The following is an 11,960-nucleotide window of genomic DNA, read 5'->3' as shown; positions in this document are numbered from 1 at the left end:
AAAAGAGCGAATTTTTTTATGCTAGAACGTTACCTGCCAATTTTTATTACATGTTGCATGAATAGTTGGGTGTTTTAAAATATAATCTGCAATTAGTTCCGTTATATCAATTTGTATTTCCTTCACGACAGGACGATTTTTTAAAAAATCAAAATTCCCCGCCCCAGTTGCACGATAGCTACTCATAACAACGTCGAACTCTTCATCCATCTTTATAGGCTCACCATTGATGGTAAGCTTAGTAACACGCTCACCAATAGGCTTTGAAATATCCAAAATATATTCGATCCCTTCCCACATATCATAATTATAAGGCTGTGCTTTAGGATAAAGAAAAGTCTCGGTTACTTTCAGTTCTCCTGCCTCTACAGTAAAATAAGTCGCTGATTGTTCAAGGGCGAGTAAGATGTCGAGCCCCGATAAACGAAGAACTTTTAATGTATTTGCGTAAATATAGTTTGTAACAATATCACGAATCGTTACCTCTTGCTTTAAGCCGCCACACTCATCGTGAAAGAGCGCTGTACAAGAAATAGAAGCTCCAGATGCCTCCATTTGAATATGATTTATAAATTCGATATATGGATGCTCTTGAATACGTGCCAAAAATGTATTCTCGATTAGCATATTTCCTTGAATGATCCCAATCGTTTCATCTAACCATGCCTCTGTTTTGTCGAAAGTAGGGGAGATGATGCCGCAAACAGATGTATTTGGTTTCATATCTTCCGCAACATATATCAGTGATGGTGTATGGGTAATAGAGTGGATTTTCTTTTGACTGTCCATCATAATTTTTAGTTCTATACTAGCTAAGCAAATCCCTTTAGTGTTAGGCTGTACTATTGATTTTCCCATAAATGTTGTGCTAATTTCACGATGTTGATGACCGGAAATGATGATATCCACTTCTTCGATTTCGATACATATACGATATCCTTGATTTTCCCCGTCTTCTTTTTCGAGTAATTCTCCGGTTTCTAGACTTCGCTCAAATCCTCCGTGGTAGCAAAGAATAAGAACATCAATTTGCTCATTTGAGCGTATCCATTTTGCCCAGTAGCTTGCACTAGAGAAAGCATCTTCAAAACGAAGCCCATTGATATGATCCGGTTCCTCCCATTTAGTTACAAAATGAGTTGTAATGCCTAAAATAGCTATCCGAACGCCTTCTATTTCTTTGATGATATAGGGCTTAGTAAAGTGCTGGCCATTATTTGTTAAAATGTTGGCGCCTAGCCATGGAAAATTGGACTGGCTTATTACAGATTGTAGGGCAGGCAGCCCATAATTAAATTCGTGATTACCAAATATCATCGCATCATATTGAAGAGCATTGGCAACTTGTATTAATGGATTAGGCTCTTGTGCTTGAAACTTTTGATGATAATAGGTCAACGGACTTCCTTGAATAAAATCTCCGTTATCAATTAAAATTGTTGGCCCTTCCAACCTTTTTTCCTGGATGATTGTTGCTATTTTGGCTAAACCAAGTGCCTCATTGTGTGCATTCCGGAAAGTTGTGGGCATTATATAACCGTGAATATCACTAGTTGCAAGTATTTGTATTTTTTTTTCAGTCATAAGAAGTCCTCCGTTAGTTAGTATATCCATAGTATATAAAGTTATTTTTAATAATTTTGCATATTTACGATATCAAAATATTGTTTTACATATTAGAAACATATATTTACCTTCTATTAATACCAGGAAAATATTTACTGTATATACTGAGGAAGTATTTCAAGAATGGGGAGGAAAATAACTTGAAGAAATTACTATTTATCTGTTTTACATGTATGTTTTCAGTGTTCTTGATGGCATGTGGAAACGAGGCTTCCAAAACATCTAATTCTGACGAGACTGTAGATGTGTCCTCAGAAGTAACAGGCAATGAATCTATAAAAAAATTAACGATTGGCTTTGTGCCTTCGCGTAATCCTGATGAAATTATTACAGCAACAGAGCCTTTAAAAAATTTATTAAAGGACGAGCTAGCAAGTTTAGGCTATGACGTAGGTGAAATCGATATTACAGTAGGCACAAACTATGAAGCAGTAGGCGAAGCATTATCAGCAGGTACTACTGATATTGGTTTAATTCCTGGGGGGACATATGTCCTTTATGATGATGGCGCAGAAGTTATTTTAACGGCAACGCGCGCAGGTTTAAGTAATGATTCAGATAATCCAATCGATTGGAATAAAAACAAGCCGACCGCACCAACAACGACACAAACAACATCTTATCGAGCAATTTTAGTTGCGGGACCATCGGAAAAAGGTAAAGCTTTAGCTGCGAAAGTAAATAACGGTGAAGAATTAACTTTCGAGGATTTAAATAATGTCACTTGGAATGTTATGTCTTCGTCTTCACCAGCAGGTTATATTTACCCTACATTATGGTTACATGAGAAGTTTAATAAAACAATTCCAGATTTATCGCAGGTTGTTCAGGCTGATTCCTATGGCAATGCGTTTGCACGTTTAGCTGCAGGTCAAACTGATGTATTGGTCACATATGCAGATGCACGTAGAGATTATGAGAAGAGCTGGAAAGGTGAATTTGGTCGCACAGCTTCTATTTGGGAGGAAACAGATTTAATCGGTGTAATGCCTGCTATTTATAATGACACAATTAGCGTAAGTAAAAATTCAAAGGTCATGAATGATAGTTTAAAAAAGGCTATTCAGCAAGCATTTATTAATATTGGGAACTCTGAAAAAGGTAAGGAAGTTATCGCTATCTACAGCCATGAAGGTTATCAGGTAGCAAAGGATAGTGACTATGACAATGAGCGTAAGGCTCAGGAATTAGTTCAAAATCTTAAATAGAATGGTTTATAGTAAAGAATCTGCGAAGCTTGCGGCTTACCCGCAGAAGGCTTGCAGATTCTTTTATTGTTCTTCTTTGAAAGTTGGGAATGACATAGCCCTTTTTATAATACTACAGCACTTTGTCAGAAATGGAGCGGTTCTATGATTGAGTTTAGAGAGGTAGAAAAAAGATACCCAAATGGCTTTCTTGCTTTAAATCAAATTAACCTACAAATTGAGCAGGCCGAATTTGTTGCTATTATTGGCTTATCAGGTGCAGGGAAATCAACCTTATTGCGCTGTATAAATAAAATGCATGACATCACAGGAGGATCATTAAGTGTAGATTCTGTTGACGTACAACAGCTAAAGGGGAAGGGGATACGAAAATTACGACGTAATATCGGGATGATTTTTCAATCATTTAACCTTGTAACACGTGTCTCTGTATTGAAAAATGTCCTCGTTTCCTTTGTGCCCAATATGCCGTTTTGGCGAAAAATGCTCGGCATCTTTACGAAAGAAGAGAAGCTTAAAGCATTAATGGCACTCGATCAGGTAGGTATTTTAGACAAGGCGTATGTACGAGTAGATCAGTTATCTGGTGGTCAACAACAGCGTGTAGCCTTAGCGCGTACCCTCGCTCAAAATCCATCGATTATTTTAGCGGATGAACCTGTTGCTTCATTAGACCCCGTCACGGCAAAGCAAGTCATGGAGGATTTTAAACGCATTAATCAAGAGTTCAATATGACAATTATTATTAATATTCATCACGTTGAACTGGCATTAGCATATGCAACCCGTGTTATTGGTGTGAGAAGCGGTGAAATAGTTTTTGATGGGCGAGCTTGTGAGGTAGACGAGGAAATTCTTTCGTATATCTATAATAATAGTGAAGGGAGGGGGGCAAACAATCATGCAATGGAAGCTGCTATCCCAGAAAAAAATGGTATTGCCTAATGACAAAGAAGTGCTGGAGAAACGCTCGATAATGCCATTGATGTTGCTTATTCTGCTTCTATTAACGTTCCTTTCGATCCGTATTACAGGTTTTAGCATAGAGGTTATTGTCAATCGAATCAGTCAGTTTTTTGTCATTATACAACAGATGATACCACCTAATTGGACGTATTTATCGAAGTTATGGCAGCCGTTATTCGATACGATTAAAATGTCATTGTTTGGTTCCGTATTAGGTGCTATCTGTGCCTTGCCTATCTCAATGCTTGCTGCGACAAATATTACAAAAAATAGATGGATCACTATGTCGTGCAAATTTATTTTAAGCTTGCTTCGAACATTACCTACTTTGATTGTTGCTCTTATTGCAACATTTATATTTGGGCTCGGTACAATGGCTGGTACGATTGCTATTTTTTTATTTACTATTGCATATGTTGGGAAATTGTTATATGAACAAATTGAAAGTGTCGATATGAAGGCCTATGAGGCAATGTGTTCGATGGGACTGACAACGATTCAAGCATTTCGTTATGCGATTATGCCTCAGATTCTTCCTAATTACTTATCGACATCTTTATTTTGCTTTGAAGGAAATGTTCGTTATGCGTCTATTTTAGGTTATGTCGGTGCTGGTGGGATTGGTTTACTTCTCAACGAAAGTCTAGGGTGGAGAAGCTATGCGAATGTGGGCATGATTTTACTAATGCTTGTTTGTACCGTTTTTATTATTGAAACAACTAGCGAATATCTTCGCAAGAAATTAATGTAGGGGTGATGCTATGAATGCAATCGACAAGCAATTACAATTACAACCAAATCGACGCATGTCATACATCATGACCATCTTTATTTTAAGTATTTTATTTGTATGGTCTGTGTCAACAATTCATTTTGAAAATGTATCGTTAAATGGTACGAAGATTGCTAAAAACATACTTGTAGGACTACTAAATCCTGATTGGTCATTAATTTTCAATGTTTCTACTGGTGGTATTCCTTATTTATTAATCGAAACAATGGCAATTGCCTTTCTTGGTACGATTGTAGGTGCATTATTGGCGATACCTTTGGCCTTTTTATCAGCTTCGAATATTATGCCAAAACCAATAGCATTTGTAGTTCGTTTGTTGTTAATCATCATTCGCACTATTCCAGCGATCGTTTACGGACTTATGTTTATCAGGGTAACAGGCCCTGGCCCATTTGCTGGTGTGTTAACAATGTCATTGACGTCTATAGGAATGCTTTCAAAGCTATATGTAGATGTAATTGAGGACTTAGATAAAAGTGTACTAGAGTCAATGGAGGCTATCGGCTGTACATTAATGGAAAAGATCCGATTTGGAATATGGCCACAGCTGACGGCATTATTATTATCTATTGTTATCTACCGTTTTGATATGAATTTGCGTGATGCAACAGTACTCGGCCTAGTTGGAGCTGGCGGAATAGGAGCACCACTTATTTTTGCTATGAATGCCTATAAGTGGTCAGAGGTAGGAGCTATTTTATTGGGACTTATTTTGCTTATTTTAGTAGTGGAGTTTGTTTCAAATCGTATACGAACAAAGTTAGTTAGAGGATGAAGTGGTAAAATTTTCATCATAATAAAAAATTCAAAAATCCTGAATAGTATCGACTATTCGGGATTTTTGAATTACTGTTCAAAAGAAGGATTTTCAATCTTTAAAAGTTTTTTACTTGAAAAAATGTCGTATTCGATTTATTGTCTTTAGAGATACTTGTTTAATGGACTTGGAGGATATGGAATGCACGGAATTTATATACGCTATAATGTCTTAGAAGAAACCCCAGCAGCACAATGGCCCAAAAAAATGGATGCATTTGCGTATGTTCAACGAGGAAAGCCACAACAAGACAATGACAACTTGCTGTCGATGGAAGAGCTGAAAAGCCATGCAATTCGCTATATTAAAAGCTTAAAAGACAATGCAAGTGATCATTTAGTAGAGCAACGCAATGGTGAAATTGAGCACTTTGATCGACGCTATATGGAATCCTTAAAGCTAAAGGAAAGCATCGATTCACAGCTTATTAATCTAGAAGAAATTCGTTTACTTTTACAGTTAATGAATGTATTGAATTTATCACATGGTTTCGGAGAAAATGCTGGAAAGCTACTACGTCAAATTACCCCATATGCAAAAGAGGGAGAGCACCCAACATTTCAAACAACTCGTGTTGAGCGACATTTTTATTCAGAACTAATTGAACAAATTGAAGTAGTATATGCACGAATTATGCGTCAACATAACCCATCAACGACTGAAATGCAGCAGTCAGAAAAGATATGGACAGCAGTTTGTGAGCAAGCAATTGAAAAGGTAGAATCGCGAATTGAACGCTTGTCTTCTATCAAGTTAAAGCATGAGAAAAATTTGCTAGAGTTTAGTCAATTAAAACAGCAAAATATTGAGGCAAAGGAACGCCTAGATATTGCTGTCACTGATCTTGATGCTATTTTAAGTGTACTAGAATCCTAAAGGCTATTTTAATGCTTATATAATGCGGTTTGAGAGGGAAGCAATGAGCTACCTAATTTTCAATAGCTGTCAAATATGTCGGTGGAATCGAAAGAACTACCAACACATTTAGAAGGCAGTGAACAATAAGGAACCAGTAATTACTTGGTCAAAAGTTCTACGTCAAAGATTTCAAAGTAGCAGAACTTCATAACAAAATCGAAAAGACATACTTCAGTTTCCTAAAGGCAATTGAAGTATGTCTTTTATTATATAGATGATGAAAAAACAGGAACCTTCCTTTGTTGAAAGCCTTGATTCCTAACGACGCTGGATTACTAGTTCAGGCAGATTGTTCCAGTTTTTATACCAGTTGGACCGTTAAACCCTGGAATTGTATCGATTACTGTATTTGTTGCTATATCGATGACAGACACAGTTTGGTCAAGTTGATTTGTGACATAAGCAAGTGTTCCATCCGGCAAGATAGTAACTTGGTCAGGAGATAATCCTACAGGGATTGTAGCAATCACCATATTTGTAGCTGTATCTATGACAGATACAGTATTATTACCTTTATTTACAATGTAAACAAATGCTCCATCAGGTGTAATGGCAGTTCCCACAGGTCCTAATCCTACAGGAATTGTATCAACTACCGTATTTGTTGCAGTATTAATTACAGATACAGTGTTACTACTTTCATTTGTAACGTAAGCAAATTGTCCATTCGGTGTAATAACGATTGATCTTGGGCGAAGTCCAACAGGGATTGTAGCAACCACCGTATTTGTAGCCGTATTTATAACTGATACTGAACCTGGGTTGGGAAGTATGTTTTCGTTTGCAACGTAAGCAAATGCACTATTCGGAGTGAAAGCTATACCTTGAGGTAGGACCCCTACTGGAATAGTAGCGGTTACGGTATTTGTAGCTGTATTTATGACAGATACAGAATTAGCTCCAGGTCCATGATTTGATACATAAGCAAGTGCTCCATTTGGTGAAATCGCTACACCAAGAGGCTGATTTCCTACCGGAATGGTAGTGACTACATCGGTTGTTGCAGTATCAAAAACCGTTACATTATTCGAGAAGAGAGCTGGAACATAACCAAATGCTCCATTTGGTGTAATCGCTACTTCTAGTGGTGCCGATCCTACTGGAATGGTAGCGACTATTGTATTTGTCGCTGTATCAATTACTGATACCCTATTATCAGGAGTAGCTGCCTGACCAGCGTCTGTAACGTACACTAAAAAATGACAAGGTGGAGGTGGTGGTGGTTCAGGTATAAATGGTGGTATAAATGGTGGCTTACAACGACAAGGGCAACAAAAACCACAACAATTACAATGGCAACTTGGATTTGATCTAAACTTGAATTTTATAAATTTATTTTCTTTGTCCACAATGCACACCCTTTCTATCATATATTTTGATACATTGATACTATATGCAAAAAGACTTATGTTGCTTGTACGCTTTACCTTAACTAAATAATTTTGGACAGTGTTGAGTAGTTGTTTAAATTAGTTTACAATCATTGTTTGATTCATAAATTAAAGTGTTTGCTGGTGATTCTCCGGAAGGTTCTTTATTAAAAATGACTTTAATTTAAAATGAATGACAAGAATCATAAGAAAAGCATGTCTGCCGATTGAAGCTTCCGAATAAAGCTCAATCAGTGACATGCTTTTTGTTTTAGTATATAAAAATCGATGGATAGTACCATAACGTGTGTGTTTGCCGTTCCGACTGGGCGCTTTCCTAGGAGCCTTTTGGGCCAATAAATGTTTTCTATGCGAAAGCGAAGCGGCAGCGACACGATGTTGGTCACGAAGGCGTTATCACAGGATATGATGCTCTTAGCCTTCGTTCCTCTATTGCTAATCCCCCGAAGGAGTCGCCCTGCCTCCACTACAATCAACTAACTATGGTATATGTTCTAACAATAAAAAGTATTTACTGCTTTTCTTTTTCCTCTGACTGCTCTTTCTTTGATTGACGAAAAATACGCAATAAATCGAGCGCAAGTAACAGTACGATAATATAAAAAATAGGACTGTTAAAGGATAGACCTATTTGTGACTCGCCACCAAGCAATGTTAATACAATCCAAAGCCCGACTGTATATACCGTTAAGCCAACATAGGCTTTTTTTGAAAGCTTTTTATATCTATCTTTGTCTGAAGCGATTTGTATAATTACAAGAGCCATTAATATAAGAAGGATTATTTTTTTTGATAGAATCTCAGCTATTGTAGTGTGTGGAAAGAAATCATTGACGAATAGCAAGGTGAAAAATACAAGAATACAAAAATTTAAAATTGTTGAAAGTCTCATGCAATATCTCCTTAGTTGCCATTAATACTTTTCATTGTAACATGGTTTAACTAGAGAAGAATGAATTTATGTTATATAGAAAATTTTATGTATAAAGTAAACTTATTTTTTGTTTATTGAATCATTATATCTTTTTAGCATTGATGCAAATTGCTCACGTGTTAAGAAGTTTTGAGGGTTTGAGCCATCGGTAATGCCTTGGCATTTTAACCATTCCCATGCAGCAATATGCGTTTTAGAGGCTTTTATAGGAGGGGTAATAGCTTGTTTTGTTTTTAAAGCCTCCTCAAGCTCTTTTATTTTATTTAGCAACTCAGTGTATTGTGACATCGTTAATTCGCCTTCCTTAGTTAAAGCAGTATTTGTTTCATTCGTTAATGAAATAAAGTTCATAGGATCAATAGCATTTGGTTGGCCTTTATCCCAAAGTCCGTTATGAATTTCAAAATGTAAATGTATTCCGAATGCTCGTCCCGTGTTACCCATAATACCAATTTGCTGTCCTTGCACCACTCTTTGTCCAACCTGAACACAATAGGAATCTAAATGTGCATAATTCGTTTCGTATGTTTTACCGTTTATAGTATGCTTAATCATAACGACTTTCCCATAGCTACTTAACACCTGTGCTCGACTAATGACCCCAGCAGCACTAGCATAAATGGGTGCCTTGCCTGTTGATGCAAGATCGACACCTTGGTGCCATTCGTTTCCATAGCCAATATTTCTCCACCCAAATTTACTCGTTAATCTCGCATTCCTCAGGGGACAAATAAAATTTGCCATTATTGATCATCTCGTTTCGGTTGTTTATATGTTAAAGCTCGTGACGAGTCGCTCAAACTAGCAGTTGTAGGATCTAAAATTGAATTATATGTACTTACAGCCATCAAAGCCAATACGTATGGATTAGAAGCCGCATTGACGATTAAGGACCTCACACTATACCAAGTAGTCAAATCGGCTCCTGTAATACCGTAGTAGGCGAATAAGGGCGTAATAATTGATAATCCTAACGTAATCCAAAATTGAGGATTATGAATGCGGACTTTCCAATTGATTTTCATAGATATCAATCCCTTTCTTATAGTCCTAATTTAAATAATATCCATGCACTGATAATTACTGTTGGTAGTAAAATCCACCATATAAGATACTTATATAGAATTTCATTGAATGAGATTGTCCCCTTACTTGATTCAGTTTTCAAATCTTCTTCGATACCATCAACACGTTTACTAATGTTTTTTATATTATTTTGTAATTCATCTTGAGACAAATTCAATTTAGTTAGATTTAAATTTATGTTGTTAAAAGTTTTATCCATTTTATTTAATTGTATTTGTTGGTTTTTATTCATTTCTTGCTGTTGTTCAGATACTATTGTTAAGCGGTAAAGTAATTCTTTATCTTTCTCTAAGTTGGTGAGTTTATTGCCTTGATTTTTTAACTCTGTCTCTATACTTGCTAATCGTTCTCCAATTTTTTCATTCTCCAATTTATCACCGACTTTTATCAAAATTATAAAAGAGTAGGGGAGATTTAACTCACACCTACTCTAAACAGAATTTATGGTTATTTTTAATTATGTACTTTATAAATTACTCAGTTAACTGGTGGAGCAAAATCAGTTACTGTAGCTACACCTCTATTTAAGATGATAATTGGTTATATTGGGCTTTTTACAAGCTTAGTATTACCATCGGCAGGGTCGTAGTATATCATCTTACCTTCAGAATTTAATCCTAAGCCATGTACCATACCTGTGCTAATATTAGTATTAATGTGACTTTTATATAATGTTGGTAAATATTCTTCTAAAATCTTATTGTTAGAATCTGTTATAGCTACTCCATTAGCAGTACCTAGTTTATCATTCTTAATCATATTGGCATACAATCCAAATGTCTCATTAAGCTGACCTATCACTTGTCTTACATAGCTCATCTCTGCCGAATCTTTTTTGTAGACAACTAAAGAGAATGCAGGTAGGACTTTGTTGGAATTGCTGATTTTAATAGTTGCTGAGGCACTAAAGATAGTGTCTACCTTTATCATGTCATCTGGTAATTGTACTCTAACCAATTTCTCGTTATTGACTGTTACTAGATTGCTACTATTGGCAGTTACAGTAAATGTTTGAGAGGCATTCCTACTATTTCTAAATACTATAGTTAAATTATTAAAAATGCTTATGTCTAATGGATAGCTATTCTTAATTAATCTAAAAAGAAATGAAGCTCTCTCTGATTGTGCAAAGGAATAATCACTTACTTTAAATTCACCATCTATATCCATATTAAGCTTAACTTCTTGTGCCACATTAAATCTCCTTTCATAATAAAAAAGAGGGGAGTTGCCCCTCTTTTAAAAATCACTATATGTATATCTATTTGATGGTACTTTTTGTTCTAGCATGGTTTTCAATGTAGAATTAGGTCTGCCATAACAGTTAATGATACCTGTGTGATAGTCCACATTTATTGTAGAGTGTATAAGTACCAATTTCTATAACTTAGTAAGTACTAAAAACGAAGGTGAAACCTTTATTCTTAAATCAGAGAATTTATCTCTCAATAAGCCTACTTCTGTAAAGTAGGTATTTCACCATCTGGATATAATAGTCACTGTTAAATCTTTAATGACGCTGTTAGGAGGTGTGTGTGGGGAGAGTACCTTCACTAATTGGCTTATCAGAAAATATCACATTGTTCCAAACTCCATCTTTATCTTTAACCATAGCTAAGCCATTAGATGAGATTTTAATATCATGAACACCCTCATCACTTCTAGCATACGAAGCTAAGTGATTCTTCAGAAAGTCTGGTGTCTGACTTTCTGAAATCTTTTTATCACTATCTAAAGATGCTACGCCATTGGGAGCACTAATCTCACTAAGATTAATACCTTGCGTTAATTTTAGCTGAAATGCATCAATTTCTTTCTTTAGGTCATCTATAATTGATATGAAACTTAAATCCTCTTGAGATAAATTATCATAAAATCTAACTTTTATAGGAGTAGGGGAGACCCTATCATCACCCTTGATTAAAGTTAAATATACTGTATAAATACCAGCTTCCACCATATGTAAAGGAGCAAATTGAAATACTATCAAATTTGCTCCATCAACTTTTTCTTTTTTTGCTAAATCGACTAGTTTAACTTTACTAGGCATCTCTATTGTTACTTCTGCTTTGTCAAATTGAGTTGTGTCGAAAGCTATACCATTATCATGTATTCTAAATTTTAGTAATGCTGTATCTCCTCGTCTGAATCGGGGAGAAGTAAAACTAGGTACAAACTTTAAGTCTATGTCTAACAGATATTCATTTTTAAACAAGTTGCC

At 35.8% G+C, this 11,960-nt stretch carries 13 protein-coding genes; 5 read left to right on the top strand and 8 right to left on the bottom strand.

Translation table 11 applies throughout. The annotated features are described in order from the left end of the window. Positions 1-21: 21 nt before the first annotated feature. Positions 22-1,584: a bifunctional metallophosphatase/5'-nucleotidase gene (locus ACZ11_RS13670; RefSeq protein ID WP_236690852.1), complete on the bottom strand. Its 1,563-nt coding sequence runs from the start codon at positions 1,582-1,584 to the stop codon at positions 22-24. A gap of 182 nt (positions 1,585-1,766) precedes the next feature. Between ACZ11_RS13670 and ACZ11_RS13665 the strand changes: the two genes are divergently transcribed. The 5 genes from ACZ11_RS13665 to ACZ11_RS13645 all read left to right on the top strand — a co-directional run bounded on the left by ACZ11_RS13665 (position 1,767) and on the right by ACZ11_RS13645 (position 6,286). Continuing rightward, positions 1,767-2,834 carry a phosphate/phosphite/phosphonate ABC transporter substrate-binding protein gene (locus ACZ11_RS13665; protein ID WP_403089244.1) on the top strand — a complete coding sequence of 356 codons (1,068 nt, stop codon included), beginning with the start codon at positions 1,767-1,769 and terminating at the stop codon, positions 2,832-2,834. Between the two features lie 144 nt (positions 2,835-2,978). After that, positions 2,979-3,779: a phosphonate ABC transporter ATP-binding protein gene (phnC, locus tag ACZ11_RS13660; RefSeq protein WP_049666929.1), complete on the top strand. Its 801-nt coding sequence runs from the start codon at positions 2,979-2,981 to the stop codon at positions 3,777-3,779. Then, the gene (phnE, locus tag ACZ11_RS13655) at positions 3,736-4,551 is read left to right on the top strand and encodes a phosphonate ABC transporter, permease protein PhnE (protein WP_049666926.1); all 816 of its coding nucleotides are present in this window, start codon (positions 3,736-3,738) and stop codon (positions 4,549-4,551) included. The genes phnC and phnE (ACZ11_RS13655) overlap by 44 nt, the downstream gene beginning before the upstream one ends. Positions 4,552-4,561: 10 nt before the next feature. Beyond that, positions 4,562-5,368, top strand: a complete 807-nt coding sequence (phnE, locus tag ACZ11_RS13650) for a phosphonate ABC transporter, permease protein PhnE (RefSeq protein ID WP_049666924.1) — start codon at positions 4,562-4,564, stop codon at positions 5,366-5,368. Positions 5,369-5,551: 183 nt separating this feature from the next. After that, a complete protein-coding gene (locus ACZ11_RS13645; RefSeq protein WP_049666922.1) occupies positions 5,552-6,286 on the top strand; it encodes a hypothetical protein in 735 nt (244 codons plus the stop codon). Between the two features lie 317 nt (positions 6,287-6,603). On the opposite strand, the gene ACZ11_RS13640 is transcribed toward ACZ11_RS13645, so the two are convergent. The 7 genes from ACZ11_RS13640 to ACZ11_RS13610 all read right to left on the bottom strand — a co-directional run bounded on the left by ACZ11_RS13640 (position 6,604) and on the right by ACZ11_RS13610 (position 11,954). Beyond that, positions 6,604-7,677, bottom strand: coding sequence for a beta-propeller fold lactonase family protein (locus ACZ11_RS13640; protein WP_169776078.1), 1,074 nt, complete (start codon positions 7,675-7,677; stop codon positions 6,604-6,606). Between the two features lie 553 nt (positions 7,678-8,230). Further along, positions 8,231-8,611: a hypothetical protein gene (locus ACZ11_RS13635; protein ID WP_049666919.1), complete on the bottom strand. Its 381-nt coding sequence runs from the start codon at positions 8,609-8,611 to the stop codon at positions 8,231-8,233. A 102-nt stretch (positions 8,612-8,713) separates the two neighbouring features. Then, on the bottom strand, positions 8,714-9,397 hold the full coding sequence (locus tag ACZ11_RS13630) for a M23 family metallopeptidase (protein WP_049666917.1): 684 nt from the start codon (positions 9,395-9,397) through the stop codon (positions 8,714-8,716). Then, entirely contained in the window at positions 9,397-9,678 is a 282-nt protein-coding gene (locus ACZ11_RS13625; protein WP_049666915.1) for a phage holin, read from the bottom strand. The genes ACZ11_RS13630 and ACZ11_RS13625 overlap by 1 nt, the downstream gene beginning before the upstream one ends. Before the next feature lie 17 nt (positions 9,679-9,695). Next, positions 9,696-10,109 (bottom strand): hypothetical protein, encoded by a 414-nt coding sequence (locus ACZ11_RS13620; protein WP_134008538.1) that lies wholly within the window; start codon positions 10,107-10,109, stop codon positions 9,696-9,698. Between the two features lie 170 nt (positions 10,110-10,279). Further along, positions 10,280-10,933 (bottom strand): hypothetical protein, encoded by a 654-nt coding sequence (locus ACZ11_RS13615; protein WP_049666909.1) that lies wholly within the window; start codon positions 10,931-10,933, stop codon positions 10,280-10,282. A 328-nt stretch (positions 10,934-11,261) separates the two neighbouring features. Continuing rightward, positions 11,262-11,954 (bottom strand): hypothetical protein, encoded by a 693-nt coding sequence (locus tag ACZ11_RS13610; RefSeq protein ID WP_049666907.1) that lies wholly within the window; start codon positions 11,952-11,954, stop codon positions 11,262-11,264. Positions 11,955-11,960 lie beyond the last annotated feature (6 nt).

The organism is Lysinibacillus xylanilyticus, from assembly GCF_001183605.1.
Taxonomy (GTDB): domain Bacteria; phylum Bacillota; class Bacilli; order Bacillales_A; family Planococcaceae; genus Lysinibacillus; species Lysinibacillus xylanilyticus.
Note: the sequence above shows the minus strand (reverse complement) of the source record. Positions and strands in the feature narration are given on the sequence as shown.

Bases quoted from the DNA above. Each gene is read 5' to 3' on its own strand.
- ACZ11_RS13635 (WP_049666919.1), bottom strand. From the start codon at position 8,611: ATGAGACTTTCAACAATTTTAAATTTTTGTATTCTTGTATTTTTCACC.
- ACZ11_RS13670 (WP_236690852.1), bottom strand. From the start codon at position 1,584: ATGACTGAAAAAAAAATACAAATACTTGCAACTAGTGATATTCACGGT.
- ACZ11_RS13630 (WP_049666917.1), bottom strand. From the start codon at position 9,397: ATGGCAAATTTTATTTGTCCCCTGAGGAATGCGAGATTAACGAGTAAA.
- ACZ11_RS13625 (WP_049666915.1), bottom strand. From the start codon at position 9,678: ATGAAAATCAATTGGAAAGTCCGCATTCATAATCCTCAATTTTGGATT.
- phnE (WP_049666924.1), top strand. From the start codon at position 4,562: ATGAATGCAATCGACAAGCAATTACAATTACAACCAAATCGACGCATG.
- phnE (WP_049666926.1), top strand. From the start codon at position 3,736: ATGCAATGGAAGCTGCTATCCCAGAAAAAAATGGTATTGCCTAATGAC.
- ACZ11_RS13645 (WP_049666922.1), top strand. From the start codon at position 5,552: ATGCACGGAATTTATATACGCTATAATGTCTTAGAAGAAACCCCAGCA.
- phnC (WP_049666929.1), top strand. From the start codon at position 2,979: ATGATTGAGTTTAGAGAGGTAGAAAAAAGATACCCAAATGGCTTTCTT.